Source organism: Streptomyces sp. WAC03905 (genome assembly GCF_057371075.1).
The window spans coordinates 2,734,965-2,755,764 of the sequence record NZ_JBXYDZ010000003.1 but is presented as its reverse complement, the minus strand read 5'-3'; the positions used below and the strand labels follow the sequence as shown (position 1 = coordinate 2,755,764).

The window sequence follows — 20,800 nt, the reverse complement described above, 5'->3', positions numbered from 1 at the left end:
CGACCAACCTAGGGCGCGGCCGTTGCGGCGACACCCCGTTCGTGTAACAGCGGAGTCGCAACGTTCCGTCGGAGTCGTTACACCACCGAGGGATTGCCGTGCGACGCCCCGGCTGCTCCCATGGACGGCGGGGGTGAGGGTGCATGCGCGGACTCAAGGTACTGCCCAGCGGCCGGCCCGGCCGCGGCCGACTCTACGTCAACCTGCCCGACGGACAGGCCGTCGCCTGGTACGACCGCCAGGCCAACCGGATCAGCGTCCTCGTGGACGACCAGCGCGAGGCGGTGCTGGCGGTACTGCGCCCCTACCTCAGCGGCACCGTGTCCATCGGGCCGCCCCCGGTTCCCACGGCGACCGACCTGCGCCGCCTCGCCATGCCGCCTGACGCCGACCTGGCACCGAACCGGCCCGGTGAAACCCTGCTGGCGGAGCTGGAACACGGCACCGCGGGCACCCGTACGCGGCACCGGCTGCGCCAGGAACTGACGGCGCAACAGCGGATGGGTGACGCCTTCGACGCCCTGGAACCGGACGGCTGGCGGACCCTGCACTGCGTTCCGCTCCCGGGCTTCGGCCCCGTCGACCACCTGGTCATCGGCCCGGCGGGAATCTTCTGCGTCCGGACGGTCCCGGGCCGGCGTCAGCGCGCTGTGGTCGGCGACCTGTTGCTCACGGTCGGCCGCGCGGACCCCCGCCCCGACCCCCGCTGGATCCGCGGCGCGGCGGCGCGCGCGTCGGCGCTCCTGGCCGCGAAGGTGACCCCCGCCCTGGCGGTGGTCGACGCGTCCCGCCTGGAGGCCACGCCGACGGTCCGCGACATCCGCATCCTCCAGCCGCCGACGGCGACCCCGGACCTGATCGCGTCCCCGACGGCCCTCAAACCCCCGGACGTCGAAGCCCTGTTCGCCCAGGCCCGGGACACCCGCACCTGGCTGCCCGACCCCGCGCCGGCCCGGAGGGCCACCGCGCCCCCGCCGCCGTCCCGTGCGCGCCCCGGCCCCACCGCCGTCTGAGGCGAGGCCCGGGCACGACGCCCCTGCCCCGGCCCCGCCGGCGTTTGGGGCGAGGCCCGGGGGCGGAGCCTCACCCCTGCCCCGCCGGCGTCTGAGGCGAGGCCCGGGCGCGACGCCCCTGCCCCGGGAAACGGTGAAAGGGCGGGGCGGGGAGCAGCGCCGCAGGCACGGCCCGCGCCCCACGACCCCGGCGTCACGCAGAGCGCCGCTTCCGCGGCGTCGCGGCCGCCTTCTTCGCCCCCGCCCCCGCGGTCTTCTTCGCGGACGCCGTCGAAGTCGACTTGGCCGTAACGGACTTCGCCGCGCCCGACCTCGCCGTACCGGTCCTGGCCGTAGTGGTCTTCGCCGTACCGGTCTTCGCCGTGGTGGTCGACTTCTTCTTCGACGCCGCGGACGCGGTCTTCGCCGCCGCAGAGGTCTTCTTCGCCGACGTCGCCGTCGACTTCTTCCCGCCCACCGTCTTCGGCGCGGCCGGCGACCTCCGCCCGCCCGTCCCGCCCCGGCGCCGCATCGGCGTGACCTCGGCCCCCTGCCCACCGTCCCCCGCGTCGGCGGCCGCGTCGGCCGCCGCGCCGAAGTCGTCCTCCGCCCCACCGTCCTCCGCCCCACCGTCCCCCGCCGCCTCGCCCCGCGACGCCTTCGCCGCCCGCACGCTCTTCTCCAGCGCCGCCATCAGGTCGATCACCTGCCCGCCGGCAGGTTCCCCGGTGGCCTCCGCCGGCTCGAACGCCCCGCCCGCCTTCGCCGCGATCATCGCCTCCACCGCGTCCCGGTAGTCGTCGTGCAGCGACGCCATCTCCACCTCGCCCAGCGTCGCCATCAGCGCGTCCGCCAGGTCGAGTTCGGCGTCCCGTACGGTCACCTCCACGTCCGGTGCGACCCCCTCCGGCACCCGGATCTCGTCCGGCCACAGCAGCCCGTGCATCGCGATCACGTCGTCGACGACCCGCAGCATGCCCAGCCGCTCCCGCCCCCGCAGGGCGAACTTGGCGATCGCGACCTTCCGGCTCCGCTTCAGCGCCTCCCGCAGCAGCGTGTACGGCTTCGCCGCCGTCGCACCGTTCGCCGCCAGGTAGTAGGCCGCGTCCATCTGCAGCGGATCGATCTCCTCGGCGGGCACGAACGACATGATCTCGATCGTCTTCGCGGTCGACAGCGGCAGCTGCGCCAGGTCCTCGTCCGTGATCGGGATGACGGACCCGTCCGCCTCCTCGTACCCCTTGCCGATCTCGGCGCCCTGCACCTCCTCGCCGTCCAGCTCGCACACCTTGCGGTAGCGGATCCGCCCGCCGTCGGCGAGGTGGATCTGACGGAAAGAGATCGAGTGGCTCTCGGTCGCGTTCACGAGCTTGATCGGAATGCTGACCAGGCCGAAGGAGATCGCTCCATTCCAGATGGATCGCACGGTTCCTCCCGTTTCGTGGCAATCTCATCGTATGACGCCGATCACCATGGTGGAGGGCCGTCGCATCGCGCTCAGCAACCTCGACAAGGTCCTCTACGCGGAGACCGGTTTCACGAAGGGCGAGGTGCTCCACTACTACGCCACCGTCGCAGGGCCCCTGCTCGCCCAGATCCACGACCGGGCGGTGTCCTTCCTGCGCTACCCCGACGGACCGGACGGTCAGCTCTTCTTCACCAAGAACCCGCCCCCCGGCACACCCGACTGGGTGACGACGACCCCCGTGCCCCGCTCCGAGGACCCCTCCGCCGAACAGGTGGTCGTCGCCGACATGGCCACCCTCATGTGGTCCGCGAACCTCGTCGTCGAGTTCCACATCCACCAGTGGCCCGCCGGCAGCCCCGCCGTCGCCGACCGCATGGTCCTCGACCTCGACCCCGGTGCGCCCGCGACCGTCACCGAGTGCAGCACCGTCGCCCTGTGGCTGCGCGAGCGCCTCGCCGCCGACGGCCTCGACGCCTACGCCAAGACCTCCGGCTCCAAGGGCCTCCACCTGGCCGTGCCCCTGGAGCCGACGCCCTCCTCGCAGGTGTCCGCGTACGCGAAGCAGCTCGCCCAGGAGGCCGAGCGCGAGCTCCCCGACCTCGTGGTCCACCGCATGGCCAAGGCCCTGCGCCCCGGAAAGGTCTTCGTCGACCACAGCCAGAACGCCGCCGCCAAGACCACCGCCGCCGCCTACACCCTGCGCGCGCGGGCCCGCCCGACCGTGTCCGCCCCCGTCTCATGGGCCGAGGTCGAAGCCTGCCGCACCCCCACCGACCTGGTTTTCCTCGCCGACGACATCGGGCCGCGGCTCGACCGCGACGGAGACCTCTTCGCCCCGCTCGCCGACCCCGCGCAGGGCCGCCCGCTCCCGAGGGCACGGCCGTGATCCGCGTCGCGCTGGCCTCCGCCGTACGCACCCTGCCGCGCGCGGCGGGACTGGCGTACGAGCCCAAGTTCGACGGGCACCGCCTCGTCGTCGTGCGCTCGGCGGCCGACGTGACGCTCCAGGCCCGGTCGGGCCGCATCGTGACCAGCGCATTCCCCGACCTGGCCGCCGCGGCGCTGCAGCTGCCCGCCGGGACCGTCCTCGACGGCGAGGTGGTGGTCTGGCACGGGGGCCGGACGGACTTCGCCCTCGTGCAGCGCCGGGCGGCGGCCACGGCCGCGCGCGCCGCGGTGCTCGCGCAGAGCCTGCCGGCCTCGTACGCGGCGTTCGACGTGCTGGAACTGGCCGGACTCGACGTGCGCGGCCACCCGTACGAGCGCCGCCGCGCCCTCCTCGTCGACCTGCTCCTGCCCCTCGGGCCGCCCCTGCAGCCCGTACCGATGACCACCGACCCGGAACTGGCCGCCACCTGGTACGAAACCCTCCCCGCCAGCGGCATCGAGGGACTCGTCGTCAAACGGCTGGACCAGCCCTACCCGGCCGGGCGGCGCGGCTGGCAGAAGCTGCGGCACACCGACGTACGCGACGCGGCGGTCGTCGGCTACACCGGAACCCCGCGCCGGCCGCTCGCCCTCGTCCTCGTCCTGCCCGTCGGGGACGAGACCCCGCTGGTGTCGAGCCCCCTGACGGCCGCGCTGCGCCGGGAGGTGGCGGACGCGGCCGCCACGCGCGGGGCCGCCGAGCCGCACGCCACCGTGACGGCCATCGGACTCGGCGAGATCCCGTACCGCGCCCTGGACCCCCCGCTCACGGCCGAGGTCCGCCACACCTCGGCCCGGCATCCGCCGCCGGAGGTGCTCCGGCTCCGGACAGACCTCTGACCCGCGCGGGGGCGCGGGCCAGAGCCTGGTCGCGGGTCGGGGGCCTGATCAGGAGTGTGCTCCGCGCCCGGCGTCCGGGGGAGCCCCGGGCTGGGGGTGCGGTCCCGGCCCCTTGGGCAGTTCGTAGCCGGACTCGCGCTCCGCACGTACCTCGTCCGGGTGGCTGGAGGTGGTGGAGCCGAAGTTCCCGTAGCCCTGCATCTCGTGCGGCCGCAGGCCGCCCTCGGGGATCTCCACCTGGTCCCGCTCCTCGCGGACCTCGTAGACCGCGCCGCCGTCCGGCAGGTGGGGTTGCTCCTCGGCGGCCGGGGGCGGCGGTTCCTTGGCCCGGACCAGCTGACCCAGCTTGAAGCCGCCGAGCAGCAGGGCGACGACGGCCAGTCCGATGACCGGGAACCACGCGACATCCGTGAGGATCGAGTCCACGCTCAGGATCATGTCCATACGGCCCATTTTCCCCCACATCGCCCGGCGATGCGCATTTCGAAGCGTGACGCCGACGGCCCGCGGCGGCGGCCGACCGAACCCACCCCCTCCTACCGACCCCGGCCCCCCGGGCGCCGGGCTCGGCCCGTTACAGGCCGACGCCCACCCTGCCTCGCACCGCCCCCGCCCCCGCTCGGCCCGCCGGAGACCCCGCTCGTACGAGGGAGTCCCGGCCCCCTTTGGGCTGGGCATGGCGCCCTCGTACCAGGGGCCCCGGCCCCCTGGTGCGGCCCTGCCCCCTCCTACCGGGCCCCGGTCCCGTACCGGCCGGCGCTCGACCTGCCTCGTGCTCGTCCCGCCCCGCTTCGGGTCGGCCGTGGTCCCTCGGGCCGAGCCCCGCCCCGCTTCGGGTCGACCGCGACTCCTTCCGGGCCAGCCGTGGTACCGCCCCGGGTCGGCCGACGCCCCGATCGGGTCGGCCAAGGCCCCGCGTAACTCTCGGACTCGTCCTCGTGGACGCTGAGCCCGTATGGGCCGGAGCCCCGCTTGCGGCCGCAGACCACGTCCCCGACCCTCTCTGCTCACATCGCCTGAAGACGGATGTGCCGGCCTCGTGCCGGATCTAGGTCAGCGGTCGTCCTCATTGAGTCCTAGGTTCGTCACACCGCGATAGGTCCACGAGAGGACGAGGCAACCGATGAGGCACACCGCACCCGAGGGTTACACCAGCGTTGCACCGTGGGTGGTCACCGATGACACCGGTGCACTGCTCGACTTCATCACCGCCGCGTTCGACGGCGAGGAAATCGCACGGGTGCCCGTCGAGGACGGCACCATCGGCCATGGTGAGATCCGTGTCGGCGACACGGTGGTACTGGCCTTCGACCGACGGTCCGACTGGCCCGTGATGCCCTCCCTGCTGCGCGTCTACGTCCCGGACGCGGACGCGGCCATGGCCGCCGCCGTCGCGCACGGGGCGCAGGTGGTCACCGAGATCGCCGACAGTGCGTGGGGGGATCGCGGTGGACGGGTGCGGGATCCCTTCGGCAACATCTGGTGGGTGGTGAGCCGGGTCGAGGAGGTCGCCCCGGACCGCGCCTGGGAGCGCATGCTGGAGCCGAAGTACGCCGAGGCGATGCGCACGGCCCAGGAGACACTGGACGTCGCTCTGAGCGGCCGGGATTCAGGCACGGCAAGCGCCCCGCGCCGCCCGACCGCTTGAGCCTTCCCGCCCCGGCTGCACCACTCTGCGGTGGCGGCCGCCCCCCGCCGACGCACTCCCGGTGACCGGCGACCGGCGACCGGCGACCGGCGACCGGCGGCGCGTTCGGGCCGCGCTGCTCAGGCCCGGCATACGGCTGGCCGTACCGCAGCAGCCCACGCCTGAGATGCACGCCTCACGCGCCTCACCCGCCTCACGCGCACCATCGGGCCGTCACCCAGCCCCGACGTCCGCGCGGGCAGTTGTCGACCGCCCACACGGCCGGCCGGCCTGCTCGCCGCGTGACGTCTCAATCCGTCGGTTCAGCAGGTGGCGGCTTCTGGGACTTCACGGTCCCGTGTTCACCCCTTCGGGGCGGTCGGACAGCGCTAGCCTGGCCGGGTGAACGCGCGTACCGCCCTCGCGGCATGGCTGGGCACCCTGGATCCCGAGCGCCTGACCGCCCTGCTGGAGGAGCGGCACCTGCCGCTCGCCGCCGAGCACCGACCGATCGCCACCCTGCGCGAGCTCGCCGCACACCTGCTCACCGACGAATCCGTGGTCCAGGGCCTGATGGCAGGTACGGCCGGAGAACTGGAATTGCTCGCCTCCATCGCCGCCCTCGCCCTGGAGCGGCACGGTCCCGTAGCCGGTGGCGAGGCCGACGACGGACCCCGTTATCCCTGGCAACAGCGGCAGCCCGTTGCCACGGTGGAGCCCGCGGACCGACTGGTGCCCGCACGGGACGTACTGGCCTGGTTCGAGCCGGGGGAGCAGCGCCGACGGGCGGAGCACACGCTCACCCGACTGCGGGAGCGCGCGCTGTTGCTCCCCGCGCCCGAGGGGGAACTGGCGCTGCCGCCGCTGTTGCACCTCCGGGCCACCGGGTTCGACGGTTACGGGCGCACCGCCGCCCGGCTGCTGACCTCCGCCTACAACGCCCCCGAGATCAAGCGGATCGCCGCGACCCTGTTCGGCGAGGGGGCGACCCGTACCCGCGACCAGGCCCAGGAACTGATCGTCGCTCTGCTCGCCGATCCCGCCCGGGTGCGGGTCCTGGTGGCGGACGCCCCGGTCCGGGCACTGGAGCTCCTGGACCACCTGGTCCCCGGCCCGCCGCTGCTGCGCACCCACTGCTTCGTCAGCCGGTACGGGGACCAGTACGCCGGCCCGGACTCCAAGTACGTCTTCCGGGAGGCCGGCAGCGGCGACGAGGGCACCGACTGGCTGGCCGAGCGCGGACTGCTCGTCCCCGTCGGTCTCGACCTCGTGGAGCTTCCCTACGAGGTCGCCCGTGCGCTCCGCGACGGGCGTGCGGCACCCAGTCCCCGGCTGGAACCGGAACCGTTCACCGCCACCGCGCCGCTGCCGTCCGGCGGGCAGGGCGGGCAGGGCGGGCAGGGCGGGCAGGCCGAGGGTGGCACTGCTGCCGCGGCGGCCGCCTGGCGGGCCGAACTGGTACTGCGGGCGCTGGCCGCCCAGCCGGTCGCCATCCGCAAGGCGGGCGGGATCGCCGTACGGGACACCCGGCGGCTGGCCAAATCGGCCGGAGCCGCCGAGGCCGACACCCGGCTGTGGCTGGACCTCGCGGTCAACGCCGGCCTGGCCACTCCTCAGGACGACGAACCGGCCCCCGGTTCCCGCGGCCGCCGGAACCCGAAGAGCCCCAAGCCCTCCGCCCGGCTGCTGCCGAGCGACCGCTACGACGCCTGGGCCGCCGCCCCGGCCGCGGGCAAGCTGCTGCCATTGCTGGCCGCCTGGGCAGTGGTCCCCGCCGTGCTCAGCCACTGGCCGGCCCCCGACGAGACCCCGGTCGCACTCGTCAGCCCGCAGGACGATGACGCCGTGACGCTGCGCACCGGTGTCCTACGAGCCCTCGCCGTCCTCCCCGACGGACACGGGTTGATCGGGGACGCGCTGGGATACTCCGAACTGCTGTCCCTGGCCGCGTGGTTCCAGCCCGCCCTGCGCGCCCACCTGGCCGAGGACGACGCCGGGGAGCTGACCGGACTCGACGGAGTGCTCGACCGCGTGGCGGCCACCCTGACAGAGGCGGCCCTGCTCGGCGTGGTCGCTCATGGCGCGCTCACCCCCTTGGGGCGGGCCCTGTGCCGACTGCTGGAGGCGGGAGCCGCCCACCACTACCCGGCAGTGCCCGGCGCGGGCACGGACCCGTCCGCCCGCGGCTCCGAGGGCCTGGGTGAGGACCTGTCCGTGCGCCCCGCCCTGGCACAAGCGGTGACCGCGCTGCGCGAGGCCCTGTACGCGGCGCTGCCCGAGCCCAGCGAGACGGCCCGGTTCCAGAGCGACCTGACCGCCACCGTCACCGGCGCGCCCGCCCCCGCCCTCGCAGACCTGCTCTCCGCCGTCGGCGACATCGAGTCCGAAGGGCACGCCGTGGTCTGGCGGATCACCGCGACCTCCGTACGCCGGGCCCTGGACGCCGGCTGGAACGCAGAGGAACTGCTCGACCGCCTCACCACCGCGAGCGAGCGCGGCACCCCCCTGCCACAGCCGCTCGCCTACACGATCAAGGACACCGCCCGCACCCACGGACAACTCAAGGTCGTCCGCTCCGCCTGCTGCATCCGCTCGGACGACACCGGCCTGATCGCCGAAGTGGCCCAGGCCCGCGGCCTGACCGGACTCCGCCTACGCCGTATCGCCCCCACGGTCCTGATTTCCACGGCGCCCCCGGAGGAGACCCTCACCGCCCTGCGCACCGCGGGCTACGCCCCCACCCAGGAGGCCGAAACCGGAACCACGCTCCTCGACCGCGCCCCCACCGATCGTGCGCCCAGCCTGCTCCCCACCCTGGACCAGGCCCACGCCACGTACGGCGAACCGTTCGGCCGCGTCCCGGCGAGCGCCCGGACACTGGCCGACCTGTTGTTGAGCCATGGCAGCGACGGGTGACACCGCTTCACTCGGCCTCCAGGTCGCTGCTGGACACCGTGAGCCGGATACGGGTCCGCGTCGGGGCGTCGTGGTGGCCGGCGAGGGCTTCGCGCAGCTCGGCCGGCTCGGCCGGGTCCGTGACCTGGCCGGTCTCGCCCGGATCCGTCGGCGGCACGAACTCGGCGACGGTGCGACGGCCCTCGATGGCGTCGCGGAACCAGAGTCCGAGCTTGTGGCAGACGCGTACGGCAGCCAAGGCGCGCGAGGCGTCGAACAGTTGACTGTGAGCCGCCTTGCCGCGGTCGCGGCGCAGTTGGTCGAAGTCGTTGCGGATCTGGATGAGTGAGTCCGATGTCTGTGCTGGTCGCGACCATGACGAAGGGCGCCCGTTGGTCAGTGTGTGAAGACAAACCTGGACGCCCTTCTGGCGGCACGGTACGTGTTCATCGACGACCATGTGGCGCCTTGTAGGGTCATTGGATCGGCCGGAGGCGCGTGACCTGCACGTACACTCCGGCCTGAACCGGCCTCCGGAGCCGTGTGCGCAGGTTCGAATCCTGCCGGGGGGATTTCGCATGCAGTGCGCCAAGGACCCGGCAAAGAGTGTTCGTACTGTTGGAGGGCCTTCTTGCGTTCCGTACCTGCCCGAGGCGGGCACGGGCGAAGCGGATCCAGTGCCGGGCCGAGGGGAAGCCGAGGAGGACCTGGGCGACGGCCAGGCACAGCAGTTCGGCGTCCGTGAGTTTTGGGGGCCGCCCGATCTGGCGAACCCGCCACCTCGAAGAGTGAAGCAGGGGTAGTTTAATCGTGAAGATGTCGTAAGATCCACGCACTGCCAGGGGCGGGGACCTCTTCGATGGTGGTGCTGAGGGATGTTCTCTTGGTGGGGGCTTGGGCAGTGGCAAGAGGCATGACATCGCTCCGGGGCGCGTCCACATTGGTCGGCGACAGGTGGCAGAGGCTGCCTGAGTGGGCGGCCTGGTTCTCGGAGGTCGGGTATTGGGCGGCAGACCTGCACAAGGAGGGCTCAAACGCAGTAGTGGCGCTGTCCGTTCCGACGCGTGACTACCTCGCGGTGCTGCTGACCTATGGGGTTGTGAACCGGGCGTCCCAGGCGGAAGTGGTCCCTGCGGAGTCGGAGCAGAACTTCGAGCAGGCCGAATGCCTGCCTGTCGGCCACTGTGTTCGAGTCATCCCGGTCAAGGGCCCCGGGCAGGGACGGCGCGTGTACACGGGAGTGTTCGGCGGGGCGATTCAGAACCATCAGGGGCGGGTCTACGAACTCGCAGGCAGCAAGAATCCTGGACGGCGTCCTGGACCCATTTCGTGGTTTCCGGCAGACGACTACCGGCTCCAACTGCTCCACTGGCCAGACCTGCCGGAGGACTACAGGGGTAGCAACCGCTTCAGCGAAGAGCTTGCAATACCCGTCGGCGCTGAGAACCTGTTGGCCGGACAGATGACCGACTTCTACGGACGCTGCTCGCTGCACAGCGTTGTGGTGGGGGTAAGGAACACGGTCCTGGCTGAGGCCCAGCTCGTCGTTGGGGCAGCCGGAGGACCGGCATTGCCCCTGCAGGAGCTCCTGCGTCTGCGCGCTGTCCGCTCGCCTGGATCCCACTATCGCAGTGTGGTGCTGTCGAGCCGGGGTGATCCGGAGGAGTACCGCGATGCGGTGCGATCCTGCCAGCCGGCTGTGGCAGTCCTCGACGGTGCGGCAACGGTTCGGCGGTGGTTTGGAGCCGGCCTCGCGAGCGTGACGGTGGCCGTGGTCGAGCGCACCAGCCCGTCAGCGGTGGCCGCTGCGGACGGGCTCTACGAGAACCGATGGCGCAGCGTGGCCGACCTCGACGTGCCCGGAGACCTCGGCAGCCGTATCCCTCCGGGAGTTGAACTGCTGGCATGGAAGAGCAGGAGGGCGGCACTATGAGTTTGTGGGAGGTAGACAAGGTCTACCAGCATGCGGGCTGCGCTATTGAGGAGCAGCCTGTTCACCACTCAGGAGTGCACTCGTTCATGCGGGTAGTTTCCCAATTTTTGCGTGCAGTAGGGGAGTTGGAGAAGCTCTGACCTGTGGAGGCAAGCTTGCGTCGAGATCCGGCGGGTCCGGTGGCTCCTCGGTACCGTGCCGGTGCCCCTCAATAGCGCGCAGCTCAGGCTTCAGGAAACGGCGCACAGTTTGGCGGGCATCAGCGTTCGATTGCGGCAGACTGCGGATGCCGACCTGGTGCGCCAGCTATCTGCCGTCGCGCAAGCCTTGACTCGCCTGGGAACGGACTCCTCCAATCCCCTTATGGCCGGGGTTATGACGTTCCTGTCGTCTGGCCGCAAGGGCACGCCGCTTGTGGCGGTGACCAACCGCTTCTACCAGGACGCCGTTGTCCGCGCGTTCGACGTGCTCCACTACCCAGCGGAGATTGGCCTGGTCAGTGACCTGTTGGGGGCTGAGGTGTTTGACTCGGCCGTGGTCGTGGGACCGGTCGGCTGGCTTCCGCCGGGTGTGCTGAATGCTCCCCGGGCGGCGCGGCTCGGATTGGTCCACTATGACTTCTACCGTGAGCCGCTGGACGTACAGCCGCTGTTCGACGAGGGGCCTGTGCTGCGCGGCACCATGCCAACGCGCGTACGCCGCCGCGACACGAGGACAGTCGGAGCACCGTCCGAGCTCACGGGTGGTACGTCGCCTGAGACGACAGAGTCCCTGCTGACCGATCTCGATGTCGTTTCCCTGGCGCAGGATGCTGTCGCAGAACTTCCCATCGAAGCTCTGCGGGACGGTGCCAAAGGGGGTCATGAAGGGGTGGAGGCCCGCGGGGCCCTGCTCGCCGACGGCTCGTATGTCCTGCTGCCCGTGGAATCCAGCGTTCACGAGATCCTGCTTGTTGAGTCGGATCCGGATGATGAGCCCTCCGTCGAGGCCGTCGACGGGGCCTTGATTTCGGTCGGCGACTACGTCGTACTTCGCGGTAGCTCCTACTATCAGAGCTTGATCGAGCGGGCCGACGTCGTCTTGGGCGACGACGCACCCATGCTGCGGGCGCTACAGCAGGGGTGGAAAACGCAGCTGAGCGATCGTATTGCCCATCATCCAGATGGCCGTCGGGGGGTTGCGAAGGACTTGGTGGCGCGCGGCGCGGTGACAACCAACCTGGACTACTGGACGAGCTTTTGGTGCATCAGAACGCGGCGTAGAGATGACTTCGCTGTTGTCATGGCCTACCTGGGCCGCAAAGGGGAGGCGCAGGACGTCTGGGCTGCCCTCGGCCGAATCGACCATGCACACCGCAGTGCCGGGCGGGGCTATGCCGAGGCCGTGCAGCGTGCTGTCTCCGGGGATTTGTGGCAGCGGCTCTGGGTGGACCGCTGGTGCGAGATCCCCTTGGACGATACGGAGTCGGGCGCGCGGGTGGCTCTGGTCGACGCCGTTCTCCCTGGCCAGCTGCGCGTTCCCCCGCATTACCTCTGTCGGCTCCGCACTTCGGAGGTGCCCTGATGGCGCGCATGATCCCGTCGGCCTTCGATCCGGAAGTCACCCCTAGTCCCGGTGAGAAAGAGGTATTCCAGCGGCTTCGCGATGACCCTGGCACGGAAGGTTGGGTGGTGCTGCATTCGCTGGGGATCGCCAACCACCCGCGGCAGATCCAGGGTGAGGCTGATTTCGTCATCATCGTGCCCGGGAAGGGAATCCTAGTCTTGGAGGTGAAGGCCCATCTGCAGGTCAGGCGCCTCCCGAGTGGCGAGTGGCGGCTGGGCAGCCAGCCACCAACCTTGAGGAGCCCATTCCAACAGGCCGATGAGGCCATGCATGCGGTCAAGGAGAAGCTCATCGGCCACGGCGGTGGGCTGGGAGCAGTGCCGATGACCTCCACTGTGTTGTTCACGCACAGCCGGTTCGCGGTGTCAGGCCCCATGGAGTGGCACTCATGGCAGGCGATCGACACAGTGGCCCTGCACAGCCGTCCCGTTTCCGCTCTGATCACCGGGGTCCTGGACGCCCACCGCGCGCACCTCACCTCGACTCCCACAGCAGGCTGGTTCAACCCCGCATCCGCCGCTCCCGACGCCGGCCAGACCGAGCGGATCCTGGAGGCGCTTCGGCCCTCATTCGAGTTTGCCGAACCGCCCAAGCTGCGGCGGCAGCGAATGGAACGGGAGACTCAGACCTTTACCAAGCAGCAGTACGAGGTGCTCGACATGATCGCCGCCAATCGGCGGTGCCTGGTCCGCGGCGCCGCAGGAACAGGCAAGACTTTCGTTGCCGTGGAGGCGGCGCGGCGGTTCGCCGAAAGCGGTCTTAGAGTCTTGCTGTGCTGTTTCAACCGGCAGCTGGGCCGCTGGCTCAAGGAAGAGACCGCCGGTGTGGAGGGGATCACGGCCGCTCACCTTCACTCCTACATGGCGGGACTGGTTCCCTCTGCACGCCCAGTGGCGAGCGGAGGTGACGGGTTCTTCACAGAGGAGCTTCCCGACCTCGCCCTGGAAGCCCTGCTGGAGCGCGACGGCCCAAACTTCGATGTGCTGGTGATCGACGAGGCACAGGACCTGATGCGCGAGTCCTACCTCAACGTCCTCGACTCTTCTTTGCGCGGAGGTCTGTCTAGCGGCCAGTGGCTGGCCTTCGGTGACTTCACGCGCCAGGCTCTTTATGACTCCGGCGGTGAAGGAATGGAAGCCCTCCACGGGCGGACAGCGGGCGAGCCAGCGGTATTCATACTGCGTCACAACTGCAGGAGCGTCCCCGACATCACCTTCTACGTGGAAGCGACGTCCGACCTCGACCCGGGCTACGCCGGAACGCTGCGGCCCTCCAACGACCGGACCGCAGAGCACCTGTGGTGGATGGACAGCAAGGAACAGCAGCGGCTACTGGCCGATAGGCTCACCCAGCTCACCCGCGAAGGGTTCCGGCCCGAGGACATCGTCGTCCTGTCACCGCTGCGTAATGACCAGAGCGCGGCCGGCAGCTGCCAGGACCCCCGCTGGCAAAACCGGCTCGTGCCCTTCGGCTCCCCGCGGCCGGGAGCGGTGCGGTACGGAACAGTGCACGCGTTCAAGGGCCTGGACTCCCCAGCGGTCATCCTCACTGATATCGCCTCTTTCGGGTCGGCGCGCGAACAGACGCTCTTCTATGTGGGCGCCTCCCGCGCCAGGGACGAGCTCACGGTGCTGATGTCCCAGAACGCACGCCCCGGCTTTCGCCAGCAGGTCTTCAAGGAGAAGGCAGCATGACCATCAGCGACCACCTCGGTCCGCGTGAGGACGTTATCGACGCCCTGAGGGCCGAGCTGCTTGGCCCTGCGCCAGCCGGCAAGTCCCTCGACCGGGAACAATTCGGCAACTGGGAGGAAGCCCGCGGCCCATGGGTGGACCCCGAGTCCGGAGAGGAGATCCTGGACCGAGCCCCGCTGGTGCGGTACGGCGTCGGCGTCCTGTACCCCGCCGAGGGCACTGATCAGCCCGCCGACGAGGATCGCACGGTGGTCGCCGGTCTCGTGGACGGCGCGCTCGACGGAAAAGTCTTCGAGGGCCTGCAGGAAGCTGCGCAGCGCACGGTCGGCGGGCCGCCTGAGGACGACGACTTCGACCTCGCCGGCGCGAACGACCGACGTCCCAGCACCATGGGCCTGTCGTTCATGCTGGCGGGCGGGAGCGGTACGGCTCTCCGCATCGTTTTCACAGGAGGCCGCTACAGACGCCAGAACGTGCTTGTGGCGGGCGATGCGCGGCGGTGGTGGGTACGCAGCCCCGTTACGTCGGTCTGGGAGCTGTCTGCGGACGAGATCGCCACGGCCAATCGGGTCCTGCGGAAGGCGCAGCCGGACGCGGACGCCTCGCGCGGCATTGACGGGCTGGACCTAGAGCTGATCGTCAACGTGCGCAGCCACCAGGACGGCAGGCTGATCACAGTCGCCCTCGTCAATCGGACGGTCCCCGGAAACCAGCCACTCGATGCTGTGAGCCTGTTCCAGGCCGAGATGACCGTCGAGCCGCGGGGCGGGTGGCTCGCCCCCTACCCGGAGGCTGCCGAAGCCGAGAGGCACCCGGACGACGCCTCGTTCAATCTGCTCTACCGGGAAGCACGGACCTTCGCTGTGGGGCACGGCTGCGCCGCGGACTGGGACGACCCTGTAGAAGGCCGGGCCACCTGGGCCAAGGCCGACCCTCTGCCCTGGTACGAGGCACCCAGCATCACCCCCGACATCCGGCAGAACGGCAGCCCCCTCACTGTCTCCATGGAGCAGCTTTCTGGGGACGGCCCCGGCGGTCCTGAGCGCCTGGAGCAGGTCGTCGGCGTGTACGCGGAGTGGATCGAGGGGCTCGAAGAGAAGGCCGCTGGCCTCGATGAGCGCTTCCGGCCGACCGCGGCGCAGCACATCGAAGGGTGCCGTAAGGCTCTGGGCCGCATGAGGGAAGGGCTCGAACTGGTCCGTGACGCACGGAGCGACGTGGGCCGTGCCTTCCGGATGGCTAACCGTGCCATGTTGCGCCAGCAACTGCGCTCCGAGGCCGACCTGCGTCCGACGCGGTTCGTCGACGGGCGGTACCAGGTGGAGGGGCTCCAGCCGGATGAGAACGAGGCTCGCCGCAAGGGCAAGGGGAACTGGCGTGCCTTCCAGATTGCGTTCCTCCTGGCCGCCGTCCCCTCAAGTGCCGATCCCCTCCATGACGACCGTGAGGTTGTTGACCTCATTTACTTCCCCACCGGCGGTGGCAAGACTGAGGCCTATCTCGGATTGTCTGCCTTCACCATGCTGCTCCGTCGTCTGCGCAGCTCAGGTGACACGAGTGTCACTGTCCTCATGCGTTATACGCTGCGTCTGCTGACCGCTCAGCAATTCCTGCGCGCCGCCGCTCTCGTCTGCGCGCTTGAGGAGCTGCGCGAAGACGAGCCGGACCTTGGAACGGTCTCCTTCTCGATCGGGATCTGGGTGGGTGGCGAGACCACCCCCAACCGGCGCTCGGATGCGAAGTCAGCACTTGGCAGGCTCTACCGCGGAGAGCAGGAGAACCCGTTTCTGCTGCTGCGCTGTCCCTGGTGCTCAGCTCAGATGGGTCCCGTACCCAGCCAGGAGGAAGATGCCGCGCACGGTCAGCGCCGCCGTAGGTCCGGCCGACGCACCGGAGCAGCGGCCCGCACACCCGTAGCTGGGTACACGGAGTACCGCGGGACCGTGCGCTTCATCTGCCCGGACAATGAGTGCCGCTTTTCCGCAGAGGAGTCGCCACTGCCTGTCTACGTGGTTGACGAGGACCTTTACGAGCACCGGCCGACCCTCGTGATCGGGACGGTGGATAAGTTCGCCCTCATTGCCTGGCGGCCCAAAGCAAGGGCCCTGTTCGGCTTCGGATCCGACGGGCTCGGTTCGGACGGCTCCCGGGCCTACCCGCCACCTTCGTTGATCATCCAGGACGAGCTGCACCTCATCGCCGGTCCGCTCGGCTCCCTTACGGGCCTCTACGAGGGAGTTATCGAAGAACTGTGCACCGACCGGCGAGGCGGCACGCGCATTCTCCCCAAGATCGTCGCCTCCACCGCGACGATCCGGCGGCACGAGGAGCAGGTCAAGGCCCTTTACGGCCGTGAGCAGGTGCATCTTTTCCCGCCGCACGGCATCGACGCCTCCGACTCCTTCTTCGCCGTCTACGATCGCGATCCGGAGACCGGCACTCTCAAGCCTGGGCGGCGCTACATCGGCGTGCACGCCCCTGCCCTCGGCTCCATGCAGACCACACAGGTCCGCACTTTCGCCGCCCTGATCCAGGCAGCCAAGGACCTTCCCGAAGGCCTCCGCGACCCCTGGTGGACGCTGCTCGCCTTCTTCAATAGCCTCCGTGAGCTCGGCAACTCGCTGTCGCTCATGCAGTCCGACATCCCCGACTACCTGAGGACCATCAACAACCGCTCAGAGACGGACCGCACCGGGATGCGCTACCTCAACTGGGTCGAGGAGATGACCAGCCGCCTCCGGCAGGACCAGATCCCCGAAGCCATCCAGAAGCTCGAGCGGCAGCTCACGGACGAACAGCGGGCCGTAGATGCCTGCCTGGCCTCCAGCCTGATTGAGGTCGGCATCGACATCCCCCGTCTCTCACTCATGGCCGTTGTCGGCCAGCCAAAGAGCACCTCCCAGTACATCCAGGTCACCGGTCGCGTCGGACGACGCATTCCCGGACTGGTCGTCACCCTGTACGGGGCCGGCAAACCCCGAGACCGCAGCCACTTCGAGCGCTTCCGCAGCTACCACGAACGCCTGTACGCGCAGGTCGAACCAACCAGCTCCACCCCATTCGCCCCGCCCGCCCTGGACCGGGCCCTGCGCGCAGTCGCGGTTGCCTACATCCGGCAGACCGGACCGGAGGCGCTTGAGCCTCAGCCGTTCCCCGCCGAAGGCTGGGAAGCAGCCAGAAAGCTTCTCCTCGACCGGGTCGACTTCTGCGACTCCGAAGAAGTCGACCGCACAGCCGACATCCTGGACAGGATGCGCAAGGAGTGGGAGGCGTGGCAGCCCGGGCACTGGGGCGACTTCGGGCCCATGGTCAGCAGTGACCAGCTCCTGCGCCCCCTTGGCCAGTACGCGGACGAGCATGCCAAGAGTATGACCTGGGCGATCCCCTCCTCCATGCGCGGCGTCGACGCCGAATGCCAGATCGAGGTCACCTCGGAGTACGCGATCCAGGAAGGAAAGTCATGATCCGCGGCAAGGTCCGGCGCTCCCAGATGGTCGCGCCGTTTGGCCCTGGGGCCATGCACGTGCTGTCCGACGGCACGTCAGTCATCACGGCAGGCCTCGACCACTGGTTTCCGCGCGGAGACGACAGCAACCAGGAAGAGTTCCGTATCCACGAGTGGCGCCTGGAACAGCATCTCGGTGTCGACGCGCTCTACTCTCCTCCGGACTACCGCACCCGTTCGGAGGATGGGGTCAACACCGGTCTCACCGTCCCGGTCCTTCGGTTCCCCACCTGGGGCTTCTGCCCGCGCTGCCGCAAGCTAGCCAGGGACCGGCTCCACCAGGAGAACCGCCCGGCCTGCAAGGAGCATGAGTCCTCCGGCCGCAAGCCCTTCTTCGCCCAAGTGCCATTCGTCGCGATCTGTGAGCGAGGGCACCTCCAGGACTTCCCCTGGTTCGAATGGACGCATAAGTCAGCGACGCCCTCCTGCCGGGGGCACCGCCTCTCACTGCGGTCCTCCGGCGGCGGCACTCTGGCCTCCCAACGGGTGTCCTGTTCCTGCAACGCGACCCGCAGCCTGGAAGGCATCACATCAACAAGGAGTAGTGCCGAGAGCGGCCCTTCCACGTTCCTCTCGCAAGAGCTCGAGCCGGGCGGGCCGACGTACCTGTGCCGCGGCGGGGCGCCCTGGCTGGGGATCGACCGCGAAGGGGAGCCGTGCGGGAGCCCTCTCCGCGGCAGCCTGCGCGGCGCCGCGAACGTCTACTACTCGCTCCTTAAGAGTTCCATTTTCGTGCCAGAGACGGCCGCGTCGACCGCCGATCCAAAGGCCCTCGCTGTCCTCCAGGACGGGGCGATCGTACAGGCCCGGCAGAGGGCAGCAGTCTTCCTTGACAAGGGAGAGGCTTTGCCCGTCCACATGCTCCGGAAAGCGGCCCAGGGGAGTGCCTTCCTCCTCGACGACTTCAGCGACGAGGAGATCGCCCGCGCACTGGCCGTGCTGCAACAGGCCGAATCCGAAGCCTCAGAGACAGAGGAGCCCGGCTCTGCGCAGGACCCAGCTCCATTCCGCGCCACCGAGTACCAGACGCTGCGCGGTGCGATCGAGTCTGAAGAACTGGTAGTACGCGAGCCCCGCGGACAGTACGCGCCCAGCATTGCCTCCGCCTTCGCCCGCGTAAGGCTTGTAGAAAAGCTCCGCGAAACTCGGGTGCTATGGGGCTTCAACCGCGTTTTCGCGGAGTCCCCTTATGATGACGCGTCCCGCAAGGCACTACTGCGTCGCACACCTGCGCGCCCGGGTGGCAACTGGCTTCCCGCATACGCTGTGAGCGGCGAGGGCATATACCTGGAACTCGACACGGCGTCTCTGGGCGCGTGGGAGGAGCGTCGGGCAGTTCTGGCGCAGGCTGAACTACTCACACAGCGCTTCTCGGACCTAGCCGAACAGCGCGGCCTGACCAAGCGAGAGTTGTCGCCGCGCTTCATCCTCCTGCACACACTGGCGCACCTGCTCATCAACCAGCTCACCTACGAGTGCGGCTACAGCTCGGCCTCACTTAGGGAGCGGCTCTACGTGAGCCCCGGCCCGGACGGCATGGCCGGCATACTCATCTACACCGCCGCTGGGGACTCCGAGGGCACCTTGGGCGGCCTGGTTCGAATGGGCGAGCCCGGTCGACTGGAGGGAGTGCTGGAGAACGCCCTGGCTCACGCTGCGTGGTGCTCCTCGGACCCGGTGTGCATCGAGAGTAAGGGCCAAGGTCCGGGGTCCTGCAACCTTGCCGCCTGTCACGGCTGCGCGCTGCTTCCTGAGACGGCGTGCGAGGAGTACAACCGCTTCCTTGACCGTGCCCTGGTGGTCGGTGGGCTCGGGAAGAGCGAGCTCGGATTCTTCGCTAGGAACTGAGAGCAGGTCGACGGTGTGCGCAAGCATCCCGCTCACGCACACCACCTTGGTCTGACACTGTGACTGAGCGGGTCCGGAGGCCCCATGCGCTTGACGGAAACCTGCTGGTCAGGGGCCTCTATGAGTCAACCTCGAGGAGAGCCCGTCACGAGCAGTCCACGGGGTGTTCCGTGACTGTACGCGCTGCGACGCAGACACCTTCTACTCGGCACGCACTCTGTCACTCATGGTAACGGGGAAGTCGCGTACGGCGAGAACGATCGTATGGCCTGATGAATGTCGCCAGCAAGCAGCAACAATTTCGGGACTGTGTCTCAGGTTGATTGGGCATCTCCCCGGCCTCCCCGTCACGCAAGACCCGAGATCGCTCGCAGTGAGCGGGAGATTGGTTACGAGAGGCCGGACTCCGGGGGAGGCGCCGCAGAACGCAACGTAGGATCTTCACCTCAGGGTTCGTTGGCTGCAGGTCTGTGGGCGGATCCCCGTGTCGTGGCGAATCCGGAGCAGGCGCGATCACTGCTGTGCGCCGTGTCCTACGTCGGCGGCTACAAGCGGGCCCGCGGCCGGCGCCTGGTCGGACTCTTCGCCGGGATGTACTTCGGGGGCTTCCGGCCCGCTGAGGCGGTCGGGCTGTCCCTGCCTGATCTCACCCTCCCGTACAGCGGCTGGGGAGAGGCCCTGCTGAACCGGTCCCGGCCGAGCGTCGGGAAGCTGTGGACCGACTCCGGGCTGAGTCACGACGACCGCGGGCTCAAGAACCGGCCCGCCGAAGAGGTGCGGCGCGTGCCTATCCCGCCGCAGCTCGTCGCCGTCCTGCTGGAGCACGTCGACACCTTCGGGACCGCGCCGGACGGTCGGCTCTTCTACAGCGAGGGCGGGGGAGTGGTGTCGTCCTCGACGTACTACCGGGCCTGGCAGGAGGCGCGGCTCCTGGCCCTGCCGCCGGCCGTCGTCGCTTCCCCGCTCGCGCGGCGGCCGTACGACCTGCGGCACTCGGCGCTCTCCACCTGGCTGAACGCGGGTGTCGACCCGACCGAGGTCGCGGCGCGCGCGGGCAACAGCGTGGAGGTGCTCCTCGGCCGGTACGCCAAGTGCCTCGACGGTCGGCAGGAGGTCGGCAACCGGCGGATCGAGGAGCTGCTCCGCGAGTACGAGTGAGAGGTGAGCCGTTGCGGCCCGAGGCCCCTGGGGAAACCTGGGGGCCTTCGCTTTTCCCCGGCTGACCTGGGCAGTTGTGGAGAGTTCCAGGCCGCGAATAGGCCGCAGGGGGTGTCATGGGGCTGCATTGCCTGGCACATGGCTGCACATACGCGAAGACCCCGGCTTCAGCGTTGCCGCTGATGGCGGGGTCTTTGGGCACTTCCTGCGAAGTGCCCCCGGCAGGATTCGAACCTGCGCACACGGCTCCGGAGGGCATACGTGATTGAGATGCTCTCCTACGACAGACCTGCAGGAACATGAGAAGT

Annotated in this window: 13 protein-coding genes and 1 pseudogene; 11 read left to right on the top strand and 3 right to left on the bottom strand. The window is 69.7% G+C overall.

Features of this window, described 5'->3' with window-relative positions; translation table 11 throughout:
- Positions 1–143 precede the first annotated feature (143 nt).
- A complete protein-coding gene (locus tag AC2RP6_RS14670; RefSeq protein ID WP_486446614.1) occupies positions 144–1,013 on the top strand; it encodes a nuclease-related domain-containing protein in 870 nt (289 codons plus the stop codon).
- Between the two features lie 193 nt (positions 1,014–1,206).
- Here the strand turns inward: AC2RP6_RS14670 and ku are convergent, their stop codons facing one another.
- Entirely contained in the window at positions 1,207–2,418 is a 1,212-nt protein-coding gene (ku, locus tag AC2RP6_RS14665) for a non-homologous end joining protein Ku (RefSeq protein ID WP_486446613.1), read from the bottom strand.
- Positions 2,419–2,449: 31 nt separating this feature from the next.
- Between ku and ligD the strand changes: the two genes are divergently transcribed.
- Together ligD and AC2RP6_RS14655 are read left to right on the top strand one after the other, a co-directional pair.
- Entirely contained in the window at positions 2,450–3,346 is an 897-nt protein-coding gene (gene ligD, locus AC2RP6_RS14660; RefSeq protein WP_486446612.1) for a non-homologous end-joining DNA ligase, read from the top strand.
- Positions 3,346–4,227: an ATP-dependent DNA ligase gene (locus AC2RP6_RS14655; protein ID WP_486450338.1), complete on the top strand. Its 882-nt coding sequence runs from the start codon at positions 3,346–3,348 to the stop codon at positions 4,225–4,227. Before ligD ends, AC2RP6_RS14655 begins: the two co-directional genes overlap by 1 nt.
- Positions 4,228–4,275: 48 nt before the next feature.
- On the opposite strand, the gene AC2RP6_RS14650 is transcribed toward AC2RP6_RS14655, so the two are convergent.
- On the bottom strand, positions 4,276–4,671 hold the full coding sequence (locus tag AC2RP6_RS14650) for a DUF6479 family protein (RefSeq protein ID WP_486446611.1): 396 nt from the start codon (positions 4,669–4,671) through the stop codon (positions 4,276–4,278).
- Positions 4,672–5,350: 679 nt separating this feature from the next.
- Between AC2RP6_RS14650 and AC2RP6_RS14645 the strand changes: the two genes are divergently transcribed.
- Together AC2RP6_RS14645 and AC2RP6_RS14640 are read left to right on the top strand one after the other, a co-directional pair.
- Positions 5,351–5,875: a VOC family protein gene (locus AC2RP6_RS14645; protein WP_486446610.1), complete on the top strand. Its 525-nt coding sequence runs from the start codon at positions 5,351–5,353 to the stop codon at positions 5,873–5,875.
- Between the two features lie 381 nt (positions 5,876–6,256).
- Positions 6,257–8,770 (top strand): helicase-associated domain-containing protein, encoded by a 2,514-nt coding sequence (locus AC2RP6_RS14640; RefSeq protein WP_486446609.1) that lies wholly within the window; start codon positions 6,257–6,259, stop codon positions 8,768–8,770.
- A gap of 7 nt (positions 8,771–8,777) precedes the next feature.
- Here AC2RP6_RS14640 and AC2RP6_RS14635 read toward each other — a convergent pair whose 3' ends face one another.
- Positions 8,778–9,008, bottom strand: coding sequence for a hypothetical protein (locus AC2RP6_RS14635; protein WP_486446608.1), 231 nt, complete (start codon positions 9,006–9,008; stop codon positions 8,778–8,780).
- Between the two features lie 600 nt (positions 9,009–9,608).
- Between AC2RP6_RS14635 and AC2RP6_RS14630 the strand changes: the two genes are divergently transcribed.
- The 6 genes and pseudogenes from AC2RP6_RS14630 to AC2RP6_RS14605 form a co-directional block, all read left to right on the top strand.
- Positions 9,609–10,682, top strand: a complete 1,074-nt coding sequence (locus AC2RP6_RS14630; protein ID WP_486446607.1) for a hypothetical protein — start codon at positions 9,609–9,611, stop codon at positions 10,680–10,682.
- A gap of 195 nt (positions 10,683–10,877) precedes the next feature.
- Positions 10,878–12,245, top strand: a complete 1,368-nt coding sequence (locus AC2RP6_RS14625) for a hypothetical protein (RefSeq protein ID WP_486446606.1) — start codon at positions 10,878–10,880, stop codon at positions 12,243–12,245.
- Complete coding sequence (locus AC2RP6_RS14620; protein ID WP_486446605.1) at positions 12,245–13,981, top strand: nuclease-related domain-containing DEAD/DEAH box helicase; 1,737 nt, start codon at positions 12,245–12,247, stop codon at positions 13,979–13,981. Before AC2RP6_RS14625 ends, AC2RP6_RS14620 begins: the two co-directional genes overlap by 1 nt.
- The gene (locus AC2RP6_RS14615) at positions 13,978–17,445 is read left to right on the top strand and encodes a helicase-related protein (protein ID WP_486446604.1); all 3,468 of its coding nucleotides are present in this window, start codon (positions 13,978–13,980) and stop codon (positions 17,443–17,445) included. The genes AC2RP6_RS14620 and AC2RP6_RS14615 overlap by 4 nt, the downstream gene beginning before the upstream one ends.
- A complete protein-coding gene (drmB, locus tag AC2RP6_RS14610; RefSeq protein WP_486446603.1) occupies positions 17,442–19,334 on the top strand; it encodes a DrmB family protein in 1,893 nt (630 codons plus the stop codon). Before AC2RP6_RS14615 ends, drmB begins: the two co-directional genes overlap by 4 nt.
- Before the next feature lie 477 nt (positions 19,335–19,811).
- Positions 19,812–20,492, top strand: a pseudogene (locus tag AC2RP6_RS14605) (tyrosine-type recombinase/integrase); the annotation flags it as partial.
- Positions 20,493–20,800: the final 308 nt, after the last annotated feature.

Excerpts from the sequence above, each read along its gene's own strand:
- AC2RP6_RS14670 (WP_486446614.1), top strand. The coding sequence starts at position 144 with ATGCGCGGACTCAAGGTACTGCCCAGCGGCCGGCCCGGCCGCGGCCGA.
- ligD (WP_486446612.1), top strand. The coding sequence starts at position 2,450 with ATGACGCCGATCACCATGGTGGAGGGCCGTCGCATCGCGCTCAGCAAC.
- AC2RP6_RS14650 (WP_486446611.1), bottom strand. The coding sequence starts at position 4,671 with ATGGACATGATCCTGAGCGTGGACTCGATCCTCACGGATGTCGCGTGG.
- AC2RP6_RS14645 (WP_486446610.1), top strand. The coding sequence starts at position 5,351 with ATGAGGCACACCGCACCCGAGGGTTACACCAGCGTTGCACCGTGGGTG.
- AC2RP6_RS14630 (WP_486446607.1), top strand. The coding sequence starts at position 9,609 with ATGGTGGTGCTGAGGGATGTTCTCTTGGTGGGGGCTTGGGCAGTGGCA.
- AC2RP6_RS14620 (WP_486446605.1), top strand. The coding sequence starts at position 12,245 with ATGGCGCGCATGATCCCGTCGGCCTTCGATCCGGAAGTCACCCCTAGT.
- AC2RP6_RS14615 (WP_486446604.1), top strand. The coding sequence starts at position 13,978 with ATGACCATCAGCGACCACCTCGGTCCGCGTGAGGACGTTATCGACGCC.
- drmB (WP_486446603.1), top strand. The coding sequence starts at position 17,442 with ATGATCCGCGGCAAGGTCCGGCGCTCCCAGATGGTCGCGCCGTTTGGC.